This window comes from Anaerolineaceae bacterium oral taxon 439 (genome assembly GCA_001717545.1).
Classification (GTDB): domain Bacteria; phylum Chloroflexota; class Anaerolineae; order Anaerolineales; family Anaerolineaceae; genus Flexilinea.
In genome coordinates this window covers 320,545-342,337 of record CP017039.1, presented here as the reverse complement: position 1 = coordinate 342,337, position 21,793 = coordinate 320,545, and the positions used below count along the sequence as shown (strand labels likewise).

The 21,793-nt window shown below is 57.4% G+C and carries 20 protein-coding genes; 6 read left to right on the top strand and 14 right to left on the bottom strand.

Annotated elements, in window-relative coordinates:
- Positions 1-20 precede the first annotated feature (20 nt).
- The 6 genes from BEQ56_01650 to BEQ56_01625 form a co-directional block, all read right to left on the bottom strand.
- The gene (locus BEQ56_01650) at positions 21-1,877 is read right to left on the bottom strand and encodes a hypothetical protein (GenBank protein ID AOH42297.1); all 1,857 of its coding nucleotides are present in this window, start codon (positions 1,875-1,877) and stop codon (positions 21-23) included.
- 10 nt (positions 1,878-1,887) lie between these two features.
- Positions 1,888-2,604, bottom strand: coding sequence for a UMP kinase (locus BEQ56_01645; protein ID AOH44352.1), 717 nt, complete (start codon positions 2,602-2,604; stop codon positions 1,888-1,890).
- A 175-nt stretch (positions 2,605-2,779) separates the two neighbouring features.
- Complete coding sequence (locus BEQ56_01640) at positions 2,780-3,400, bottom strand: translation elongation factor Ts (protein AOH42296.1); 621 nt, start codon at positions 3,398-3,400, stop codon at positions 2,780-2,782.
- Position 3,401: 1 nt separating this feature from the next.
- Positions 3,402-4,262, bottom strand: coding sequence for a 30S ribosomal protein S2 (locus BEQ56_01635; protein ID AOH42295.1), 861 nt, complete (start codon positions 4,260-4,262; stop codon positions 3,402-3,404).
- A gap of 231 nt (positions 4,263-4,493) precedes the next feature.
- Positions 4,494-6,263, bottom strand: a complete 1,770-nt coding sequence (locus BEQ56_01630; protein ID AOH42294.1) for an oligoendopeptidase F — start codon at positions 6,261-6,263, stop codon at positions 4,494-4,496.
- A 137-nt stretch (positions 6,264-6,400) separates the two neighbouring features.
- Positions 6,401-8,023: a hypothetical protein gene (locus BEQ56_01625; protein AOH42293.1), complete on the bottom strand. Its 1,623-nt coding sequence runs from the start codon at positions 8,021-8,023 to the stop codon at positions 6,401-6,403.
- A 96-nt stretch (positions 8,024-8,119) separates the two neighbouring features.
- On the opposite strand from BEQ56_01625, the gene BEQ56_01620 reads away from it, so the two are divergent.
- A complete protein-coding gene (locus BEQ56_01620; GenBank protein ID AOH42292.1) occupies positions 8,120-8,884 on the top strand; it encodes a hypothetical protein in 765 nt (254 codons plus the stop codon).
- Between the two features lie 322 nt (positions 8,885-9,206).
- Positions 9,207-9,572 (top strand): hypothetical protein, encoded by a 366-nt coding sequence (locus BEQ56_01615; GenBank protein ID AOH42291.1) that lies wholly within the window; start codon positions 9,207-9,209, stop codon positions 9,570-9,572.
- 57 nt (positions 9,573-9,629) lie between these two features.
- On the opposite strand, the gene BEQ56_01610 is transcribed toward BEQ56_01615, so the two are convergent.
- Positions 9,630-10,268: a hypothetical protein gene (locus BEQ56_01610; protein AOH44351.1), complete on the bottom strand. Its 639-nt coding sequence runs from the start codon at positions 10,266-10,268 to the stop codon at positions 9,630-9,632.
- Positions 10,269-10,390: 122 nt separating this feature from the next.
- Between BEQ56_01610 and BEQ56_01605 the strand changes: the two genes are divergently transcribed.
- Genes BEQ56_01605 through BEQ56_01590 form a run of 4 tightly spaced genes read left to right on the top strand, consistent with a single transcriptional unit; the run spans position 10,391 to position 13,299 of the window.
- Positions 10,391-11,020 carry a hypothetical protein gene (locus BEQ56_01605; protein AOH42290.1) on the top strand — a complete coding sequence of 210 codons (630 nt, stop codon included), beginning with the start codon at positions 10,391-10,393 and terminating at the stop codon, positions 11,018-11,020.
- An 8-nt stretch (positions 11,021-11,028) separates the two neighbouring features.
- Positions 11,029-12,021: a hypothetical protein gene (locus tag BEQ56_01600; protein AOH42289.1), complete on the top strand. Its 993-nt coding sequence runs from the start codon at positions 11,029-11,031 to the stop codon at positions 12,019-12,021.
- A 53-nt stretch (positions 12,022-12,074) separates the two neighbouring features.
- Positions 12,075-12,371, top strand: coding sequence for a hypothetical protein (locus tag BEQ56_01595; GenBank protein AOH44350.1), 297 nt, complete (start codon positions 12,075-12,077; stop codon positions 12,369-12,371).
- A complete protein-coding gene (locus BEQ56_01590) occupies positions 12,340-13,299 on the top strand; it encodes a GTPase Era (GenBank protein ID AOH42288.1) in 960 nt (319 codons plus the stop codon). Before BEQ56_01595 ends, BEQ56_01590 begins: the two co-directional genes overlap by 32 nt.
- Positions 13,300-13,376: 77 nt before the next feature.
- Here BEQ56_01590 and BEQ56_01585 read toward each other — a convergent pair whose 3' ends face one another.
- The 7 genes from BEQ56_01585 to BEQ56_01555 form a co-directional block, all read right to left on the bottom strand.
- Positions 13,377-15,245 (bottom strand): excinuclease ABC subunit C, encoded by a 1,869-nt coding sequence (locus BEQ56_01585; protein AOH42287.1) that lies wholly within the window; start codon positions 15,243-15,245, stop codon positions 13,377-13,379.
- A gap of 27 nt (positions 15,246-15,272) precedes the next feature.
- Positions 15,273-15,710 carry a D-tyrosyl-tRNA(Tyr) deacylase gene (locus tag BEQ56_01580; GenBank protein ID AOH44349.1) on the bottom strand — a complete coding sequence of 146 codons (438 nt, stop codon included), beginning with the start codon at positions 15,708-15,710 and terminating at the stop codon, positions 15,273-15,275.
- Between the two features lie 70 nt (positions 15,711-15,780).
- Entirely contained in the window at positions 15,781-16,680 is a 900-nt protein-coding gene (locus BEQ56_01575) for a hypothetical protein (protein AOH42286.1), read from the bottom strand.
- Between the two features lie 29 nt (positions 16,681-16,709).
- Entirely contained in the window at positions 16,710-17,528 is an 819-nt protein-coding gene (locus tag BEQ56_01570; GenBank protein AOH42285.1) for a hypothetical protein, read from the bottom strand.
- Positions 17,529-17,749: 221 nt separating this feature from the next.
- Positions 17,750-18,421 carry a hypothetical protein gene (locus BEQ56_01565; protein AOH42284.1) on the bottom strand — a complete coding sequence of 224 codons (672 nt, stop codon included), beginning with the start codon at positions 18,419-18,421 and terminating at the stop codon, positions 17,750-17,752.
- Between the two features lie 309 nt (positions 18,422-18,730).
- Positions 18,731-20,218: a hypothetical protein gene (locus BEQ56_01560; protein AOH42283.1), complete on the bottom strand. Its 1,488-nt coding sequence runs from the start codon at positions 20,216-20,218 to the stop codon at positions 18,731-18,733.
- A 66-nt stretch (positions 20,219-20,284) separates the two neighbouring features.
- Complete coding sequence (locus BEQ56_01555) at positions 20,285-21,778, bottom strand: hypothetical protein (GenBank protein AOH42282.1); 1,494 nt, start codon at positions 21,776-21,778, stop codon at positions 20,285-20,287.
- Positions 21,779-21,793 lie beyond the last annotated feature (15 nt).

The window sequence follows — 21,793 nt, the reverse complement described above, 5'->3', positions numbered from 1 at the left end:
CTATCCATTCTTCCAATCCATTAAAGTCCGGGATGACGCTCTTTTTCATCTTCATCTTCGATCGTCGTCTCCGGTTCATCTTCCCGCCGGCAGTCGTACGCATACCGCGTCATCCCGCCGGTCTCGCCGATCGTCTCAAACCCCAGCGCTGGAAGGACACGCTTCAGGTAATCGTTCTTCGCCGTCGGGCGGAACAGCGCGATGATATAGCGGATACCGGCCGCTAACGCGATTTTCCGCAGCCGCGCGAGGATAAACGCCTCCAGCCCGCGATTAAACACGCGGCAGCTCATCACCCAGCCGTCGATTCTTAACGTTTTTTCGTCGAAACCAGGAGCGCCGTCCGTTTCATCTCCCATTCGAACGATCAGCGCGGAAATCATCCCATAATCGCTGAACCGGTCCTTCAATCTCACGGCAAGCAGCGACGTTCCCGGCTCGTCGCTGAACCGATCATAATCTTCCGGCTGAATCCGCTCCGTTCTCAGGTTGAACTGATTCGTTTTATTGAAAAGCTGAATAAACCGCTCCCGCTCCGGATCCGCGGCCGGACCGAACGCGGCGCGCATTTCCAAATCGCGGAGGTACGCCTGATAGTCGTTCACGGACAATTTAAGCGTCTCGCGCTTCCGATCCGCGGCGAACGTTTCGTTTCGAACGAGATCCTCCTTCGTCAGCGTCACCCAGTCAAACAGCCGCGCCTGATCGAGCGCAACGCTGTATTCCGCCGGGTCGTCCGGAACGTCGACGACCGCCGCCTCCGGAAGCGCGCGCCGAACGAGATCGCGTTCAACCGGATTATCGTCAAAAAAGACGATCGCGTCCGTTCCGATATTCAAATCGGCGGCGATCCGCTTCAGGTTCTCCGCTTTGGAATTCCAATTCGCGTAAAAAGCGGCAAAATGATCCAGCTTGAGGAGGCAGTAAGGATGTTTTTCGAAAACCTCCCGCGCGGTTGCGTCGTTATTCTTAGAGCAGACCGCCAACAGGACCCCGCGCTGATAATATTTCAGGATCGTTCGCTGAAAATCGAGGTAAGCTTCGCCGACCGCGTCGTTCGGTTCAAGCCGGATTCCGAAAAGCCCGTCGTCGCCGACGACCCCGCCCCAGAGCGTCTGGTCCAAATCGAGAACCAGGCATTTCCGAACGACGCCGAACGCGTTCAGAATCGGAGCGCTGAGCGCCCACGCGGCGGCTGGGAGCGCTGACAGAGCCAACGGCTGTTTCGATAAGAACCACGCCGCGTCGTCGAACCAGTCTTTCTTCCCGAACGCGGCGGCGGCCTCGTCCAAATCGATCATCCGAATCGCGTCCGGTTTTCGTTCCGCCGTCAGCCGGCTCACCTCGCGTAAAAACCGCGTCAAGCCAGCCGGCCGGTTCATCGCGAAAAATCCGTCGGCGCGTCGGTCCGGCGTTACGATCTCGCTCAGGAAAACCGGCGCGCCGGTTCGTTCCTGCAGCTTTGATAAAATCGCGATCCGCTCGGCGACGATCCGCTCGATAATTTCAGCGGTTTCCCCCGCAGAAGCGCTCAGGTCGGGCTGGAATACAGCGGTATCGCGCCAATATTCAACGACGAGAACGACGTCGGGCGCAGACTGAACGAGCGGAGACGCGTCGTCGTAAACTTCGCGATGAAATCCGCCGTAGGGACTGACGTAAAGACGGGGATCGAAGCCGGCGCTGATAAAAAACGGCGCCAGCGCCAGCCCAAGATAGGAAAGATTCCCTCCGCCGGTCAGCGCGATCCGGATCGGTCGTCCACCGGAAACCGGCGCCTTATGCGTTGAAAGTTTCCGCCCTAAGCTTAGAAGCTCCGTCGCGTTCATCGCACGGAGAGTGTCGATAGTCGGAAAGGTCGCCCCGTCGCTCGTCATACCAGGCTCTTTAAGGAACGACGATCGTCCCGACCGTCTCGCCATGAACCGCGCGGATCAGCGCGTCATCGTCCCAGAAATTGAGAATCATCATCGGCATCTTATAATCCATGCACATCGAAATTGCGGTCGAATCCATCACGCCCAGCCTTTTCGACAGCACGTCCATATAGCTGATCCGTTCGTACCTTTTCGCGTTCGGATTTCGCTTCGGATCGGAATCGTAAACCCCGTCGACCTTGGTCGCCTTGATGAGCAGGGCGGCGTTAATCTCGATCGCCCGTTGCGCCGCGGCCGTATCCGTCGTGCAGAGAGGGTTCCCGGTCCCGCCGCCGAAAATAACGACCCGCCCCTTTTCGATATGCCGGATCGCGCGGCGGCGAATATAGGGCTCCGCGATCGTCGGCATTGAAATAGCCGTCTGAACGCGGGTCACAACGCCGATCTTCTCCAGCGAATCCATCAGGACCAGCGAATTCATCACCGTCGCCAGCATTCCCATATAATCGGCTGTCGGCTGGTCCATCCCGACTTCGATCCCGATCCGTCCGCGCCAGAGATTGCCGCCGCCAATCACGATCGCGATCTGCGCCCCTGTCTCATACAGCTGTTTAATCTTCGTCGCGATTTCCAACGCCGACGGCGGGTCGATCCCCAGCTTACCGTTGGTAGAGAGCGCTTCTCCACTGAGCTTGATCAGGACGCGTTGATACTGTAACCCTGTCATCCGAATCCCCTTCCGACTTAATTTGATACGTTGATTATAAGCGAACGCGGGAAAGCGGAGAAGATCCGTTTCATTCACACAAGAACCTCCTCCGCGCCGAATATCCCAGCAGCAGTTCCCGGCCATAAAAAAATCCGCCCTTATTCAGAGCGGATTCGCATCGTAAAAGACAGCCTTACGCTTCTTCCTCAGCCGTCTCCGTCGTCTCCCCCAACCCGAAGCGGGCGAAGCGGCGGACGATGACGTTCTCTCCCATCGACGCAATATTCTGATTGATCAGGTCCTGAATCGTGACGCTCTCGTCGCGGACGTACGTCTGGTTCAGCAGCACGAACTCATCCTTATATTTTTTGATCGAGCCCTCGACGATCTTCGGAATAATCGCTTCCTTCTTTCCCTCTTCCCGGGCCTTCGCCGTGGCAATCTTTTCCTCGTGCTCCAGGACGTCGGCGGGAATATCCTCTTCCGAAATATACAGCGGCGACGTCGCAGCGACCTGAAGCGCGATTTCATGCGCCAGCGTTCGGAACGCTTCCGACCGGCCGACGAAGTCGGTTTCGCAATTCAGCTCAACCAGAACGCCGACCCGACCTCCGCCATGCGAATAGACTTCAACAACGCCTTCCGACGCAACGCGAGCGGAGCGTTTTTTCGCCGTCGCCAACCCTTTTTCGCGTAAAAAGTCCAGCGCCGCTTTCATGTCGCCGTTCGCGTTCTCCAACGCCTTGCGGCACTCTAAAATCCCCGCCCCCGTGCTTTCACGTAATTCCTTGATCATATCAATCGAAATCGCCATTTTACTCTTCCCCTTCGCTTTCGTCAGATTCTTCGCTGGTTTTCTTCTCGCTGATCTTTGCAAGCAGGTTATCGCTCAAAAGGTCCTCTTCCGCCAGCTCTTCGCCCGACATGAAAGACTCTTTTTCATACGCGGCGCTCGGCGCAAATCCGAAATCGCCCATGTCGCCTTCGTCGCGCAGCGCTTTGCCTTCGATAACCGCGTCGGCGAGACGTCCGATAATCAGCTTGATCGCGCGGATCGCGTCGTCGTTCGACGGGATCACGTAATCGACGTTCCCCGGATCGCAGTTCGTATCAACGAGCGCGACGACCGGGATTCCCGTCAGGTTCGCTTCATGAATCGCGGTATCCTCGCGCATCACGTCAACCACGATCAGCATTCCGGGAATGCTGTGAATCGTCCGCAGGCCGCCCAGCCGCAGGTTCAGCCGCTGGATTTCACGCTCGATCAGCAGTCCTTCCTTCTTCGTCAGCTTATTGACCTCGCCGCTCGAAACCAGCTTCTCAAGCCGGTCGAGCTCGCCGATCCGGGATGAAATCGTGTCCCAGTTCGTCAGCGTACCGCCCAGCCAGCGTTCGGTAACGTAAGGCATCCCGCAGCGCATCGCTTCATCCTTAATCGTTTCCTGCGCCTGGCGCTTCGTTCCGACGAAAAGAACGTTCTGACCGCTTTTGACAGTATCGCGAACGAGCGCGTACGCCGTGTTGATACTCTTCGCCGTCTGCTGTAAATCGAGAATATGGATACCGTTGCGTTCCGTAAAAATATACGGTTTCATCGCCGGATTCCATTTATTCGTGCGGTGCCCGAAATGGACGCCGCTTTCCAGTAAAGCCTTCATTGAAATGACGTTCGACATAAAAACTGACTCCTTAGCGTTTTTTCCTCTGCCCCCTTCGCTTCGTCCGGCGACGGCGGGAGACCCCGCCGCACGCTGCCGTTCGATTCAGGGGCATGCGTTTTTATAACCGGTTTATTCTATCATGCCTCGCCGTTTTCCGACAGGGAAACGCCAGATTAATGGGAGTCGTCCCACAAAAAGGCGGAACTCCGGAGCGTTCCGCCTTCGAGGCCGAATCCATTGCCCGGTCTATTTACTTAACGCTTCGATCTGATCAACGATATCGGAAAGGATATCGAACCCACCCTGCCAGAACGCAGGATCGCGGAAATCGAAGCCCGCTTTTTTCAATACACCTTCCGGCGCAAGCGATCCGCCCGTCGCCAGCAGCTGCTTCATGCGCGGGATAAACGATTTTCCCTCTTCCTTATACGCCTTGAACAGGCTCAGCACCAGCAATTGTCCGAATGAGTAAGCGTAAACGTAGAACGGCGTGTAGAAAATATGCGGAATGACGGTCCATTCGCCCTTAAATTCAGCGTTCACATCGAGCGAATCGCCAAACTGATCCTGTAAATTCTTCATGTACAGCTCGTTCAGCGCGTCCGTGTCCGCGCCCTCGCGGATCAGCGCATGCGCGTCGCGTTCGAAAAGGGCGAAATAAGCCTGACGCTGGATCGTCGCATAATTCCCGTCCATCGACGTCATCAGCAGCGTCCGCCGGACCAGCTTATCCGTCTCATGCGCCATGAGATAATCCGAAAGCACCATCTCGCAAAACGTAGACGCCGTTTCCGCCAGCGGCAGGCAGGCATGCTGCTGGAAAATATTCTGCTTCTCGGCCATCATCGAATGAATCGCATGTCCGAGCTCATGCGCCAGCGTCGAAACGTCTTCCAGCTTTCCCTGATAATTGACCTGAACGTACGGCGTCAGATCCGGACAAACCGTCCAGCAGAACGCTCCGTCCCGTTTCCCGGCGCGGATTTCGCTGTCGATATGACGATCGTTAAACACGCGCATCGCTTTCTGCTTGAATTCCGGATCGAAGCCGTCGAACGCCGCCTGGACCATGCGAACCGCTTCGTCAAAGCTGTACCGCTTCTTCGTTTCTTCGGACGGAGCGTAGAGATCCGACCGGCGCATCCCTTCCAGCCCGAGCAGCTTCGCCTTCAGCCGGAAATAACGCTGGAAAACCCCTTTATTCTCCTGCGCCTTCGCGAGCAGCAGATCAACCACCTCGCCCGGGATGTCGTTTTCAACGTTGCGGACGCTCATCGCCGTTTCATACCCGCGGATCGTCAGCCCTTCGCTGTCCCAGTCGCGGACGAGCGCCTGATAAATCTGCGTCAGAATCGCGCTGTCCTTCGCGTAAACCCGATACAGCTCCTCATACGCGCGCCGGCGAACGTCCGGATCCGGATCGCGGAAATATTGCGAAATTTCGCCGCGGGTCATCGTTTTCTTCTCACCGTCGACCTCCAGCTCAAACGTATAGCGATTGGTAATCATGCTGTACAGGTTCTGCATCGCGCCCGCGCCGGAGACATTCTTCGTCGCGATAATTTTTTCTTCGCTTTCGCTGAGCGTGTACGGCTTTGTCTGACGCATTTTGGTCAGATAGTAACGATACTCCGGGAGCGCGGCCAGATGATCCGCGGCGACGCCGTCGGAAAGATTCTTCCACCAGAGCGACATGAAAACCGTTTTATTCTGAATCTCCGCGAGAAGCGCGTCGATCCGCCCGACCATCGCGATAATCTTCTGATCCTGCGAATCGGCAGTGAACATCAGGTTCACAAACGAATAAATCCGCATCACCAGCGTTTCCATCGCCTCGATCTTCCCCAGCAGCTCGCGAAACGCTGCGTTCGTCGTCGAATCGTCCAGCTTACCGCGCCATCCCTCGATTTCCTTGACGCGATCGTCGACCTCCTTCAGCGCATTCTTAAAGTCGTCCGCTTCAATCCCGCTGAATAAATCCCCTAAGTCCCATTTTCCAGTCTCATAAACCGACATTGTTTTCGATCCTTTCTTAAATCGTTCGTAGCCTCCCGGAATTATAGCATTCCGAACCGGAAACATGCGGTTTTCGCGATCGTCCTGCCGGCGAAAATCCGACGCGCGTCGCGATTCAGAAGAATGACCGCCAGGTTTCAGAAAATAAACCCCATCAGCAGATCGTTCACGTTCGACCCAGTCGATCCGATCCGGATCAGGCCGCCGGCCGCTTCAAAATACCGATACGAATCATTCCTTTCCAGCGCCTCCGAAAGCTTCAGGCCCGCCGCGACGCCAGGCCGGGCCGTATCGCCGGTCACGATCGCGCCGGCGGCGTCGGTCGGGCCGTCTTCCCCATCGGTCGCGAACGTGACGAGCGCGACGCCTGAAAGCCCCGAAAGCGTTTCGACAGCGCCCAGCGCCGTTTCCAAATTCCGCCCTCCGAACCCATCCCCGCGCAGCGTCACCGTCGATTCGCCGCCGCGCAGGATCAGGACCGGTCTCGAACCCGGTTCGCGTTCCGACCGAACGGAGCGGATCCGCTCGGCGAACGCTTTCCCGACCTCGCGCGCTTCGCCTGATATCGGCTCGTCGACGCGAACGATTTCGAAACCGAATCCGAGAGCGGTTTTCGCCGCCGCGTCGATCGCCGTTCCGACGTCCCCGATCATCAGCGATTCGATCCTCGCCCCGCCGTCTTCCTTCGCTAAAACTGTCGGGCCGGAAGCGATCGTCGCAAGATCGTTCCCGATCACGTCCGAAAGAATCAGGTTGAGGATCCGCGCCCCGCCTGCGGCACGGGCAACGCCGCCGCCCTTAAGCCGGTCGACCCGTTTCCGCGTTTCGTTAATTTCATGAATCGACGCTCCCGACGCAAGCAGCCTACGGTTCAGCTCACGAATTTCCGCGAGCGATACCCCTTTCGCCGGCGCGACCGCCAGCGACGACCCGCCGCCGGAAATCAGGACGATCAGGAGGTCCTTCTCGTTCAGCGCCCCCGCAAATTCGAGAACAGCCTCTCCCGCAAGGACCGACGCTTCCGTCGGATCGGGATGGCTCCCGACGAAACAGCGGTATTTCGGCGGGAATTCGCCCATTTCGAACGGCGTTTTCGATACGATCAGTCCGGCGTCGATCCGCTCTTCGATCAGGTTCCCCAGCGCCGACGCCATCCGCCGCGCCGCTTTTCCGATCGCCAAAACGTTAACCGTCCGGTAAAGAGAAAAATCGACATCGATATCGCCGAAGCGGTACCCGGTTTCCGTCTCCTGCGCGATTCGATAGAGGAGCTGGTCCGGAGCGATCGCGAGACGGACCTGATCCAGGATCGAGTCGATAACGACGCGCCAGCCGCGCCCCGGGTCCCCGGCGCCGCTCCCGACAGTCAGCCCCTCCGGAAGCAGGAACCCGGCCTCCGCGTCCAGAGGAAGATCGAGAACGCTCAGGACCCGATCCATCGGAAGCGGGCCGTAATAATGCGGGAAGGCCTGATCGCTGTCCGGAACGGCTTCAAATTTAACTTTCCCGGAATTCTCCGCGTTCGTATCGTCAACGGTCAGCAGGACCAGATCCGGGTCCGCCGCGTAGAAACGATTGGCGACGCTGACGACCTGCGCGGCGGTCGAGAAATGAATAAATCCTTCGGTTTGAAGCGAGTCCGGCGCGTAGACGCCGGCGGCGAACGCCTTTTCCGCTTCTCCCCTGCGGCAGATATGATAAATCATGACGAGGCATACCTCCTTATATAACGCAAAGATTTTCCCGTAAACGATCCGCAAGGATGTACCCTGAAAATAAAGCGGGCGGCGCAGGGTCAATCGACAAAACCTGAGTACAATTTTAGGAACAAACCATGATTTTCGAAAGGGGAACACATGCAAAACGAGACGCTCAGCGCCGCGATCCGGACGCAGCTCGACCAGCTCGACGGCGCGTACACATTTTATTATCGAGAACGGGACGGCGAACCTATCCGGTTTTCCAACCGCGGTCCCGATTTCCGCTTCCGGACCGCGTCGATCATTAAAGTTCCGATCGCGCTGAGCTGGTTCGTCCTCGAACGCGGCGGCGCGCTCGACCGCCGCAAAATCGCGGAGCTCGACCGGGAGGCGCGCGTCGAGGGCGCGGGGTTCGCCTGCGCCCTGACGGTCCGATCGTTCCCGTACGCCGACGCGCTGCTGCACATGCTGGCGACGTCCGATAATCTCTGTACCAACGTCGTGATCGAAAAAATCGGGATGGAGCGGCTGAATCAGGTCTGGCGCGAGGCGTTCGGACTGACCGATACGCGCCTCGGACGAAAAATGATGCAGCCGGCGGACCGTGGATCCGGGCGGGACAATTGGACGATCAGCGCGGATCTGGAAAAGTGGTACGACGCGATCGACGCGCTCCCGGAAGACGACCGGAACGAGCTCCGGCGGCTGATGTGTTATTGTCAGGACGATAACCTGTTCTTCCGCGATTTTGAAACCGATCCGGACGGCTTTTATCATAAAACCGGCGGGCTCCCCGGCGTCGTCAACGATTGGGGCTTTTCGGACGGGAAACGCTTCTTCCTGATCACGAACGAGGTCAGGTCAAAATCGGAAACGCGCCGGATTTTCGGGATCCTCGGAAAAAACCTGCTGGAAAATTGAAATGATCCCCGTTCGTATTTTTATCCTTCCCGGAATCATCCTTCATACGCGGCGGCCCAAATATTCAAGGATATCCGCTTTACCGGAAACAAAGGAGGAAGCAGATGAACTCGAAACTCTGGACGCGGAATTTCACTCAGTTACGTCTCGTTCGCAAGCGGAATCAACGACGGAACCGCCCCCAATCATCGTCGCCTTTTCCTGAACCGCGTCCGGGTTTTCGATCGCGATGTATTCATTTTTCAACGTATCCGAATTCGTCGGCCGGACGGCCGGCAGCTTCGTTCAAATACGATGCTAAATCCCCGCAAAACGCCGGTTCTTGACGGCCTTCACGATTTATCAGATTTACGATTTTCTGGACACAATTCTGCTATGGATCCCGTACCCCGCGATGCTGATCAACCGGGCGATCGCCGGGTTTTCAGGCATGAACAGCGCCGCCATGCGCCGCAGGGCGGTCCAAACCGCTTTTCCCGATAACCTGCGCGCGAGGATCAGCGCGGCGCAAAACATCCTGAGCAACGCATTCGCGCTTGCGCTGACCGTTTCCGCCGGCTGGATAGGCGAACGGATCGATTACCGCTGGTGCGTGACGGGCTGTTCGCTGATCACGATCGCGCTCGGCTGGATCCTGATCTGGGGGAACCGGGACGTCGTGGGCCCGATTTATAAGCGCGAGAGTTAAAAATATATCTTTCCTTTCGGATTAACGTTCGATCTACGGATTCGTGACCGCCCCAACTCAGAAGCCCAGATCCTCGTTGACGAGAATGACCTTGATCCGGTTCGCAGGCTTCGAAAGCCGAGTAATCGCGACCGTAGCGCAGATCGAATCCGCTGAAAAGCAATGACCGCAGGCGCCGCTGACCCGGCAGGGGGTCTTTCCGGGAAAGCGGCCGGCGTTAATCGGCGCGGCGACCGTCTCCGCCCGCGCCATCGCTAAATCCAGCGTCGCTTCCACCTTGTTCATTCCAACGACGACAATCACCGATTTCGGACCGTAGACCAACGCCGCAACCCGGTTGCCGTTCGCGTCAATATTGACGAGCTGCCCGTCCGCAGAAACCGCGTTCGAACTCATCAAAAATACGTCCGCCGTCAGCGCGGAACGCACGATCCTGACGCGCTCCTCCGGCGTCTTCGCCAGATCACGGTCAAAAAGACGGTAATTCCCGCCCCGGAGCGCGTCTTTTATCCCGATTGCGTCGATCGTCGCCGAACCGCCCCAGCCGATCGTCGATCCCACCGGAATCAGCGATATGGCCAGATCCCTGGCTTCCGCCGCTGTCGCGCAGCTATACGCATCGAAAAAATGCTTCTTCAAGTTGCCAACGACGACATCCGCCAGCTTTTCTTTCCGAAGCCTGACAAACTCGTTCATTTTTCTCCCTCTCCCGATTCGATTTTTCCAAAAAGCCCGTCCCGTTCCGCCGATCCCGAGCCGCGGCACGTCGAATCTCCCGATAAAGAAGACCATCGCGATCAGGTATAATTCAGAAGGATATGGGACGTCTCGATCAACTATCATTATACATCGTCCGTGCGCTGACGCTCGTTGTCGCGTTCTCGGTTCACGAGTATTCGCACGCCCGCGTCGCCACCGCGCTCGGGGACGACACGGCGAAAAACGCCGGACGGCTGACGCTGAACCCCCTGGCGCATCTGGACATCGCCGGAACGCTGATGCTGATGCTCGTGGGGTTCGGTTGGGCGAAACCGGTTCCGGTTCGCGCCGATATCGTCAACCGCCGCAGCCGCGTCGGGCTGGCGCTCGTTTCGATCGCGGGACCGCTTTCAAACCTCCTGCTGGCGCTGATCTCCGGGATGATCATCCGGCTGCGCCTTCCGGCGGCGAGTTCCGGATGGCCCGCTTATTTCTTAGCGAATTTCACGTTCATCAATATCAGTCTGGCGATTTTCAACCTGATCCCGCTCGCCCCGCTCGACGGGTCAAAGGTTCTCGATCCGTTCGTCCCTGAAAAATTCAGAGGCGGCTGGACCCGGGTTCAGGCGATCGGGCCGCAGCTGCTCCTCGTCCTGATTCTCGTGCTGCCGTACCTGCGAATCGACTTGTTTTCGCGGGTCCTGAACCCGATCGTATCCTCCCTCTTTCGCTTCATGACAGGAGTTTAACCGCGCATATGCAGCTTCAATTGACACTTATCGGACTCGGCGAAATCGGCGCCTCCGTCGGTTTAGCGCTTCGCTATCAGAAAAAAGATATTTTTCGTGTTGGCCTCGACAGCCGTAAAAGCGCGGAGGAGGCCGCGAAACGCGTAGACGCGGTGGACAAAATCGAGCATTCCTACGCGGACGCGGTAAAAAAAGCTCATCTGATCGTGATTGCCGTTCCGGATGGCGAACTGGAACCGGTATTGGACGCGATCGCGCCGAACCTGCCGGAAGATATCGGCATCCTCGATTTCAGTCTGAATAAGGTTCGGGCGAATCGGCTCGCGCGGAAATATCTCCCCAACCCGGATCAGTTCGTCGGTCTGCACGCGGCCTTGAGCCCGGCGCGGCTTGCCGAGGCGCAGGAAGGCTGGCGCAGCGCGCGCGAAGACCTGTTCAAGGACGGGACGCTGACGATCGCGGCGACGGAAACGACCGATCCGGAGCTTTTGCATTTAGCACAAGACTTCGCGATCCTGTTAGGGGCGCATAGCGCGTTTTTCGCGCCGGCGGAAATCGACGCGCTGACGGCGCGGTCAGAGCTTGCGCCGAAAATCGCCGCGGCCGCGTTTTCAGCCGCCGCTTTCCGCGGTCAGGGCTGGAGCGACCAACGCAAGCTCGGCGGGAAACCGTTCCATGCGCTGAGCGGGATCGGGAACCAGGACGAGACGGGACTGAACCGCGCGCTGGAACTACTGGCGAACCGGGAAAACGCGCTGCTGGCGATTCATGAGGCGACCGCGGCGATGAAGGAGCTCCGCGACGCGCTCCGAGACGAAGACGCGGAAAGGCTGAGCCGGTTTTTTGACGAGACGAGCGCCAACCGCCGGACCTGGATCGAGCAGTATGAAAAAGCCGCCTGGCGCTCCGAAGCGGAGGTCAAACCGGAACGGACTTCGATGAGCGAAACGCTGAGCCAGTTCTTTTTAGGCGGCCTCCTGTCCGGAAAAAAAAAGAATTGAGCGAGGGCGGCGCGTCCGAGGCCCCGCGGCCGGCGAAGCGCTATTACTGCTATATGGTCCGCTGCGCTGACGGAAGCTTTTATACCGGCTGGACGGGGGATCCTGTTCGCCGCGTCAGGCAGCATAACAGCGGCGCCGGCGGAGCCTACACGCGGACGCACCGGCCGGTGGAGCTCGTTTATTTAGAAGAAGTCGCCTCGAAGACCGACGCGCTCCGGCGCGAAATCGAAATTAAACGCTATCCGCACGCAAAAAAAGAGAAAATGGCATGGACAGCGCCCATCGAGGCGCGCCCGTCCGAACCGAAGGAGAATCCAGATGACCGAAACGCTGCTGAATTCGAACGATGAGATCCCCCACGCGGCGGAGCCGTTTAAATCGGGCTACGTCGCCGTCGTCGGCCGACCGAACGTCGGGAAATCGACGCTGACGAACCGCCTTTTAGGCCAGAAAATCGCCGCCGTCTCCCCCCGTCCTCAGACGACGCAGCGGAACCAGCTCAGTATTATCACGACCGACAGCGCGCAGCTGATCCTGATCGACACGCCGGGAATCCACCGCGCGAAGAATAAGCTGGGCGAGATCATGAACGACGCGGCCAAAGGGACGTTTACCGACGCGGACTGGATCCTCTGGATCGTCGACGCGTCCGAACGGATCAGCGCCGACGACACGGCGATCGCGGAAACGTTTCGAAAATTGAACCTGTCCGGGAGCGTTATCGTCGCGCTGAATAAAATCGACCTCCTCCGCGGGAAGAGCCGCGAGAATCCCGGCGCGGACTTCCGAAGCGCGCTTCCCGGCGCGTCGTTTATTGAGATTTCAGCGCAAACCGGCATGGGCTGCGCCGAACTGCTGAAAACGCTGATCGAACGGCTCCCGGAAGGTCCGCGCTTCTTCGACCCGGACCAGATCACCGACCTGTACGAGCGCGAGATCGTCCGCGACCTGATCCGCGAAGCGCTGCTGATGAACCTTGACGAAGAAATCCCACATTCGATCGGCGTCCGGATCGACGAATTTGTCGACCGAAGCGATACGCAGTCGTACATTCAGGCGACGCTCCTCCTCGACCGCGAAGCGCATAAAAGCATCGTCATCGGTCGGAACGGATCGATGTTGAAAAAAATCGGGACCGACGCGCGCGTCGAGATCGAGAAGCTTCTCGATCGGAAGGCGTACCTGGAGCTGCGGGTGAAGACGGCGAAGAACTGGATGAATAACCCGGCCGTGCTGAAAACGATGGGGTTCCAGCCGGACCGAGGCGGGAGGCGATAATCAACGGCGCCGGGCTCCCAGAGCTTTCCTGAGCCCGTAAGGAAATCCCGCGCGGAACCTTCCCTGTTTGTTTCGCCCTACTCCCCACCGAAATAGGCGCGGATCGCGTCAGCGTTCGACTGCGTAATTCCGGAGACACGCGTCAGCTCAAAGGCAGTCGCTTTGGCGATTCCCTCGGTCGATCCGAACTTTTTCATCAGCGCCTTGCGCTTGACCGGGCCGATTCCGGGAATTTTCTCCAATTCGGACGTCAGTCCGGATCTGGTCCGGCGGTTGCGATGCGCTGTGATTGCGAAGCGATGGGCCTCGTCTCGAACCCGCTGAACGAGGTAAAGCCCCTCCGATCGGCGCGGAAGCAGGATCGGATCCGATTCGAACGGACGGAAAAGTTCTTCCTCCCGCTTCGCCAGTCCGACGACGGAAATCCGCCCGAAGAGGTCGAACTCACGGAGGACCTCGACCGCGCGTCCGAGCTGTCCCTTACCGCCGTCCATGATAATCAGGTCGGGAAGGAGCGCGAACGATTCGTCGATCCTCCCGCCGGTCCTGTTATCCTTTTCCTGAGCCGACTGCCAGCGTTTCAGCCGCCTCGTCAGCACCTCTGTCATCGATTCGAAGTCATTCGGTCCTTCGACCGTTTTGATATTAAAACGCCGGTAATGGGCCTTGCGCGGAATACCCTGCTCAAAAACGACCATCGATCCGACCGAGAGCGTCCCCTGCGTATTCGAAATATCGTAGCATTCGATCCGATTCGGGGTCCGCGGAAGCTCCAGCGCGGTTTCCAACTCCGCAAGAGACTGACTCTGCTTATGGGTATCGTTGGCCCACTGCGTCTTCAGCGCGCGCAGCGTCTCGATCGCGTTCTCGGTCGCCATGCTGACGAGCTCTTTCGGGTTCCCGCTTTTCGGGACCTGGAGCTGAACCTTCGGATTGCGCCGATCCTGCCGAAGCCATTGCTGAATAATCCGCCGTTCTTCAATCTCGATCGGCAGGTACATCCTGTCGGGAACGTTTACCGATTTCGAGTAGAACTGCTTAATAAAGCCGGAAAGGATTTCTTCGTCGTTCTCGTCCTCGGTTTCGTTCATGATGAAATAGTCCTGACCGATGAGCTTCCCCTTTCGGATAAAGAAAACCTGAACGCAGGCTTCGTTCTCGATCCGCGCCATGGCGAGCACGTCCGAATTCAGCTCATCGGTCGTCACGATCCGCTGGCGCTCGACGACGCGCTCGATCGCGCGAATCTGATCCCTGCGAATCGCCGCCGCTTCGTAACGAAGCGCCTCCGCGTCATCGTTCATCTTCGCCGTCAACGAATCGATGATTTCGTCGGTATCGCCGGACAGGAACGACGCGATATTCTCCATCGACGCGCGGTAATCGTCACGGCTGATCTTCCCGGTACAGGGGGCGGGACAGAGCTTGATATCGTAGTACAGGCAGGCGCGCTGATCCGCGCCGGTCAGATCGCGATCGCAGGTATGATACGGGAAAATCCGCCGCAGCAGGTCGAGCGTCTGATTGACCGCCCAAACCGAAGTATACGGGCCGAAGTAGCGCGCGCCGTCGGATTCGAGCTGGCGTGTCACGCTGATTTTCGGATACGGGTCCTGAAACGAAATCTTAATATACGGGTAGCGTTTATCGTCTTTAAGCTGAACGTTGAACGGCGGGCGGTTCTTCTTAATCAGGTTCATTTCGAGGATCAGCGCCTCGAGCTCCGAATCGACGACGATCCATTCGATATGATCGATGAGGCTGACCATGCGCCGCGTTTTCTGCGTCTGCTGCCCTGGAGAATGAAAATAAGAGCGGACGCGGTTTTTAAGATTGACCGCTTTTCCGACGTAGAGGAGCTGGTCCTCCCGGTCCTTCATCAGGTAGCAGCCCGGACGATCGGGGAGCGTCGCCAGAATATTCGCGATTTTTTCTGAAACCGCCATAGGAACCTGTCTTACGGGCGGAGAGCCTTAGCTTTCCAAAACAATCGTTACCGGACCGTCGTTCAGCAGCTCAACCTGCATCGACGCGCCGAATTTCCCGGTCTGCGTCGGGACGCCGAGCCGGCGAAGCTCGTCCGCGAAATCGTTCACCAGGCCTTCCGCCCGCTCCGGTTTTTCAGCCTCGACGAACGAGGGACGGTTCCCCTTCCGGGTATTGGCGCAGAGGGTAAACTGCGACACGACGAGCGCCGCGCCAGCGATATCGAGAACCGATAAGTTCATTTTCCCTTCCGCGTCGGTAAAAATCCGCAATGCGGCAATCTTCCGCGCCATCGCTGAAACCTGCTCGGCGCTGTCTCCCTTGCGGATCCCCAACAGGATCAGCAGGCCTGCGTCGATCCTGGATAGAAGCGCTCCGCCGACGCTGACGGACGCATGCGATACACGTTGGATAACTGCTTTCATGGGGGTAATTATAAAAGAAATGATCGCGCGTCGGCTCGGATACGCGCGGATTTCAGCGAATAGGAAACCATTAATCATACCCCGGCGGCTCGACATGGATATAAACCCGTTCGATATCCTTACTCAGCGCATACACCCGCCGTTCAACCTCGCTGATCATCTCATGCACATCGCAAAGCTTCATCTCCCCGTCAGCGTTGATATGGATATCGATAACATGCCGGGAACCGACATGCTCGCCGATAATCTGATGCACGTCGAGGACGCCGGGAACGCTTCTAGCGGCATCATAAATCGCCGCTCGTTCCTCCTCCTCGATCCCGGCCCCGGTCAGAAAACCCAGATTCTCGTTCAACAGGCCGATCACCGCCCGGAAAATCCAGAGCGCGACCAGAATCGCCGCGATCGGATCCGCCATCGGAAATCCAACCCGGCTTAAAACGATCCCGACCGCCGCGGTAAACGACGTCACCGTATCCGCGAGATTATCCGCCGCGCTCGCCTTCAGCGTCGCGCTTTGAACCTGATCGGCAATCCGCTTAATGAGCAGGTACATCACACCCTTGATCGCCGCGGAAAACGCCAGCGCCGCGATCGGCAGCGCAATCGCGAACGGCTCGACCCCGTCACGGATCTTCTCGATCGCGTTAAGAAACGCCCCGATCCCCGCCCAGCCCATCGACAGGCTGATTACAATCGCGAGCAGCGGTTCAAAACGGGTATGGCCCTGCGGATGATCGATGTCGGGCGGACGGATCGCCAGGATCAAACCCAAAATGATCATCAGCGAATAAATAACGTCCGAAATCGAGTTCAGCGCGTCCGAGTACAGCGCCGAAGAAGGCGACAGCCGCGAAAGATAGAATTTAAGCCCGGCGAGAATCAGGTTCCCTGAAAAGGTGATCCAAATCGCCCGATAGATAAATACGCGATCCTTCGCGTTTCCGCGCGGTTTTGAAATCGTTCTCATGATTACTGATTTTCCGGAGACGGCCGGGCTTATCCCTTAAACGACGCCATCATGTCCGCGTAACGATATATTTCCATGACCGTCCGGCAGAAAACCGAGACGGTCCGTCCGCTTTCGCGTTTTACGAACGGGAGCTCCGCCGCCTTTTCGGCAGAAAACGGTTCGGCGTAGCTGACCTCGAGCGTCGCCGGAACGCTGACCTGAAACGGCTTCGGCCCGTTTCCGGCGGAAAAGCGCTCGACCGCCGCCTTCGCGCCGGCTTCGATCGCGGCCTGATTCTTCTCCGGCGCGAAGCAGATCCCGGAATAATAACCGGTCGCGAGCTTGACCATCGCGATCTCGATTCCCGGAACCAACTCGCCTGCCTCGGCGGCGAACGCCTGGTCGCCGCTCCCGAAAAGAACCGGCGCCTCGAACCAGCCCGCGAGAATCGCGCTCAGCCCGAATTCGCCGACCTCGAGTCCATTAACCTTATACGACAGGATATGATCGTCCATCGAATGCGCCAGGATCGCCGGCGCGCTCCCGGATTTCGCGTGGTAACCGACGGTGAAAACGGCGTCGACGCCCGTCTCGATCCCGGTCATCATGCAAAACGGCGAGCTCGTCCCACGGCTGAGTTCGGCGCGGGCGTCGAGCGCGTCGGGGAGGAGATTCTGACCGCGGTGATGCCCGTCATGAACGATGACCTCCGACGCCCCGCCGGAGAACGCGCCGCGGATCGCGGCGTTAACCTCCGCGGTCATAAGCTTCTGATACATTGGATACTCGGGACTGCCGGGCGCGACCTGCTCCCAGCGGCAGACGCCGCTGATCCCTTCCATGTCCGCGCTGATTAAGATTCGCATGGCATATTTCCTCGTTTCATGCAGGATGTCTCAACTGCGGATGATTATATCAAAGCGCGCCGGGATAGAACCCATGTCTATGGATCCGAAAGCGTAAACGCCCCGATCCAATAAAAACAGAGCGCAGCGTCAGATGTGGATAAAATCTGACGCTGCGCTATTTTAGCGGCAGCTAAAATCATTTCCGCAGTGAACAGGATTTCAACCAATCAGTACGCCTTCTATAAATCAGCACACTGATCCGCCTCATTCCTCTCTCGCAGCCGGCTCAATTCACAATAATCCGCGTAATGCGACTTGATCTCGAAAATCAGCGGCTGGATATGCGTTTTCGCCGCCTGAAAAAGACTTTCGTATCGCGGGTATCGCTTTCTGCACTGTTTAAAGAACGGAATGAAGTACGTTTCTGTCTCGATCGCCTTCCGATAGCGTTTCTCGATCCCGGCTTCAAAAAGCGTCGACATGTTATGCATCCGATCGGCAGTCTTAATCGCGGCAGCGTAAACGTCCGCGGATATTTCGTCCAAATACCCGGTAAGAACGGCAGGGTCGTGATAATCGCAGTCCGGTTTCTTACTGACCAGCGACACATAGCGCGCCGGTTTCTCACCGAAGAGAACCGCCAGACCTTCCTCAGTATAGCCGGGGACGTCCTCGATCATGTCATGAAGCAGCGCGCCAACGATCGCGTCCCGATCCGTAATCCCGTATGAGATTAAAAAGTTAGCGACGTCGACGCAATGCATATAAAAATCGCTTCCATCGAACCGCCGAAATCCACGAATCGCGCACATCTCTTTCATGACCAAATCGAGCGCCGCCATTGGGAGCGACTCCGCCCCATAAAGGAGCGCGATTCGTCTTTCGAGTAATAAGCGTGAACTCTGATACAAATTTTTACCACCTTTCTCACAATAAGAACCGCTTTCCCTGAAAACCGCGGGATCGAAAAGCAGGGAAACTTTCCCGCCAAAATTTCATGAGACTTTACCTTCTGCTTTTTTAACTCAGGCCCTTACGGATCGGCCTCCGTAGCGCCCCTGCTATCATTTTACCAAAGCCCGTCCTGCTTTCAGTGCGCAGCCAGCACACATTCCAAATTCATCCCTACAATCTGAAATCAGGATGTTCATAAAAAAAGCCGCCCCAGCGATTCACGTGGACCGCATGAGGCAGCCATAAAGCCAGAATTCCGACCCGCGTCAGAAAAACATGATCTGCGGCATGCTATTCATATCGTCCGAGCCGCTTTTATCAAACGTCTCGACCTCCTGTCCCTCGGAGAGCTCGTCAGACTTCACTTCGACATGCAAGCCGCTCATAACGCCCAATTCGACAGGAATCTTCGTCGTCGAGCCGTCGGCTTCGATCCGATTCACATACGCCTGCCCATCTTCCATGTACACCGCCTGAATCGGCAGGTAATTCACGTCCGTCGCGCTTGCAATCGGAATTTGAATATCCGCCGTTAATCCCGGAACGACCGCGGCGTCCGCGTCCGTCAGCCGGATCGTGACGGTAAAGCTTACCGAGTTATTATTCGTATCCGTTTTCCCGGTATCCGCGACCGAAGACACGACGCCATGATAAACGCGGCCCGGAATCGAAATGAACTGGACGGTCGCTTCCTGACCCACTTTCACCTGCGATATTTCCAATTCCGATACCGCAATATCGACAAAGAGCTGCGACAAATCGTCGATCTGAGCCGCGGTCGTTACGTCAACCTGATCAGAGGTGATCGTCTCATTAACCTTCGCGTCAAGCTTCGTAATTACGCCGTCGAACGGCGCGATCAGCTTCGCATAATCGATCGTCGTTTGAGCTGCGGAAATTTTCGCCTGCGCCGCCGCTAACTCGGCTTGGGTCGGGCCGGCTTTAGCGTCTTCGTATGCCTGCTGTTTTTCGATGAGCGTCGCCTCCGCCAGCTGCAGCGCAGCTTCGCGGATCTCGCGTTCAAGCGCGTCTCCGCCGTTCAGGTAACGCCGGTATTCCGCGAGCGCGTTATCGCGCGCGTTCCGATAGCCGACGACGTCGCCGATTCGCTTTTTCCGCGCGTCGTTATCGGGATCGGCGGAGCGAACCTCTTCAAATTTGTCCTTCGACGCGTCGAATTGCGCCTGCGCCTTCTGGTAGTTCTCATACGCAATTCGGACCGCATCCGACGACGCCAGATTCGGGTCCAGGTCCGCGACTGCCTGCTTCGCGTCGTCAACCGCTTTCTGGGCTGTGACGAGCTCGCTCAGCGCTTTCGCGATCCGTTCCGCCGTATTTTCAAGCTTCGCATAATCTTCCTGAGCCTGAGCCAGCTCAACGGACGCCGACAGAACCGAAACCGGAAGCGTATCCGGGCTCAGTTCCGCTAAAACCTCGTCCTTTTTGACCCGGTCGCCGATCGCGGCGTGAATCGCCGAAACCGTTCCGGTCGTTTTCCATTTCAGTGTAATACTGCGATTAGAACGGACAGTTCCCGACGCCTCGTCAATCGCGGCGGTCAGATTTCCATGCGCCACCGTCGTCGTCGACGATCCCATCAACGATCCCAGCATGTCAGGAGAGGGCCCCTGAGAAACCATCCCACTCTTCAATACATATAAAATCCCGCCGGCGATCAGAATCAACAAAATAAGCAAAGCAATCACGCAGCCGGGAACCCGGTTCTTCTTCTCAACCTGAATATTACGATCCATCTTTATCTTCCTCGTATTTTATCCGCGCGGCACCGCCTGAATGGCTCCGCGCGAAAACTTGCAGTTCTATTTTTGAACCGACGCTTCGGGAGCGGCGATCCCGCTGACTTCGTAAAAGCGCGGATCGATCGACGGAACCGACAGCCGGTCCCCAGGCCGCAGCCCGCCGCCGGTAACCTCAGCGGCAAACGTATTGACACGTCCAATCGTAATCTCGACCGGTTCCGTCCCATTCGCCGTAATCCGCTGAACCGTCCGAACGCCATTCTTCGTCGTAATCGCGCTGACCGGGACCAGCAGGACGTCCTCAATCGTCGCCGTCGGGAACTCGACCGACGCCGACATTCCCGCCTTGATCTCCGGATCCAGCGTGTCAAGCTTCATCAGCGCGGCGAATTTAATTCCAGAATTCGAAACGACGGCGGCGTTATCCATCTTAATAATCTTTCCCGCGTAAGTACGTCCGGGAAGAACGTCGATCCGGATCGCGACTGGCTGACCTACGGCAACCTTATCGCGATCGACCTCGTTGACCTGAACCTCGAGGTAATACGCAGAATCGTCGACAAGCTGTATCGCGTCGGTATCCTTGGCGACGACCTGATCGACTTCAGCGCTGACGCTCGCGACCAACCCGTCGAACGGAGCGGTAATATACCGCTGTCCATACGTATTTTCAGCGAGATCGACGGCGGAATTCGCGCTCTTCAGGTCCTTTGCCCGCGGAATCGAGCTGTATGAATTGAATTCCTTCAGGACTTCGTCATAAATCCGCTGCGCGTTGGCAACCGCTCCCTGAGCAAACGCTAACTCGACCGCTTCCGGAGCCTGACGCAGGTATTTCCACTTCGCATAAGCGCTCTGAAGCGATTGATAATTCTGCTGATACGATTCGAAATACGTCGCGCGCGTTTCGTCCTCGCCCCAGCTTTTATAGTTATCCAAAACGTTCATGAAATCCTGCTTAGCGTAGCCGAAATTCTTTTCGGCCAACTGAAGCGAATCGTAAGCCATCTCCAGATCCTGCGACGTTCCCCGCGGATAATAGAGCTTTTCCTGCGCCGCCTTCGTCGCCTTCAGCGAGACCTCGTCGAAAGCCAGCGTCGCCAGCGCCTGATATTTTTTGACCTCGGAAACCATGACGTCCGCGGCGGCGTCCATCGCGGACACCAGTTCCTTTTCCGCGTTCAGGACCGCCGTCGACAGCGAATCCGTCGTCAGCTCCGCCAGGATATCGCCCTTTTTGACCCGGTCCCCGACGCTGACGTTCACGGCGCCGATCACGCCGCCCGTTTCCCATTTTAATTTCGCCGCCTGCTCGTACTCGATATTTCCAAGGAATTCAATCGACTTCTTAAGCGTCCCGGTTTGAACGGTGTACACCTCTGAGGCTGATTCATCCATCATGCCGGCGTCCGGCGCTGACGCCCCCGACGGGGCGCAGCCCGCGGCCAATCCAAGCATCAGCGTCAGCAAGACGGCAACAACGCCTCCCAGAAGCTTCGTTCCGATTCGCTCCCAATCGTTCTCAATCTTTTTTTTCATCCCAATCCTTTCCATACGCGCCCTTCCGCT

Coding starts and splice junctions, on each gene's coding strand:
- BEQ56_01650 (AOH42297.1), bottom strand. CDS start 1,877: ATGACGAGCGACGGGGCGACCTTTCCGACTATCGACACTCTCCGTGCG.
- BEQ56_01645 (AOH44352.1), bottom strand. CDS start 2,604: ATGACAGGGTTACAGTATCAACGCGTCCTGATCAAGCTCAGTGGAGAA.
- BEQ56_01640 (AOH42296.1), bottom strand. CDS start 3,400: ATGGCGATTTCGATTGATATGATCAAGGAATTACGTGAAAGCACGGGG.
- BEQ56_01635 (AOH42295.1), bottom strand. CDS start 4,262: ATGTCGAACGTCATTTCAATGAAGGCTTTACTGGAAAGCGGCGTCCAT.
- BEQ56_01630 (AOH42294.1), bottom strand. CDS start 6,263: ATGTCGGTTTATGAGACTGGAAAATGGGACTTAGGGGATTTATTCAGC.
- BEQ56_01620 (AOH42292.1), top strand. CDS start 8,120: ATGCAAAACGAGACGCTCAGCGCCGCGATCCGGACGCAGCTCGACCAG.
- BEQ56_01610 (AOH44351.1), bottom strand. CDS start 10,268: ATGAACGAGTTTGTCAGGCTTCGGAAAGAAAAGCTGGCGGATGTCGTC.
- BEQ56_01605 (AOH42290.1), top strand. CDS start 10,391: ATGGGACGTCTCGATCAACTATCATTATACATCGTCCGTGCGCTGACG.
- BEQ56_01600 (AOH42289.1), top strand. CDS start 11,029: ATGCAGCTTCAATTGACACTTATCGGACTCGGCGAAATCGGCGCCTCC.
- BEQ56_01595 (AOH44350.1), top strand. CDS start 12,075: ATGGTCCGCTGCGCTGACGGAAGCTTTTATACCGGCTGGACGGGGGAT.
- BEQ56_01590 (AOH42288.1), top strand. CDS start 12,340: ATGACCGAAACGCTGCTGAATTCGAACGATGAGATCCCCCACGCGGCG.
- BEQ56_01585 (AOH42287.1), bottom strand. CDS start 15,245: ATGGCGGTTTCAGAAAAAATCGCGAATATTCTGGCGACGCTCCCCGAT.
- BEQ56_01580 (AOH44349.1), bottom strand. CDS start 15,710: ATGAAAGCAGTTATCCAACGTGTATCGCATGCGTCCGTCAGCGTCGGC.
- BEQ56_01575 (AOH42286.1), bottom strand. CDS start 16,680: ATGAGAACGATTTCAAAACCGCGCGGAAACGCGAAGGATCGCGTATTT.
- BEQ56_01570 (AOH42285.1), bottom strand. CDS start 17,528: ATGCGAATCTTAATCAGCGCGGACATGGAAGGGATCAGCGGCGTCTGC.
- BEQ56_01560 (AOH42283.1), bottom strand. CDS start 20,218: ATGGATCGTAATATTCAGGTTGAGAAGAAGAACCGGGTTCCCGGCTGC.
- BEQ56_01555 (AOH42282.1), bottom strand. CDS start 21,778: ATGGAAAGGATTGGGATGAAAAAAAAGATTGAGAACGATTGGGAGCGA.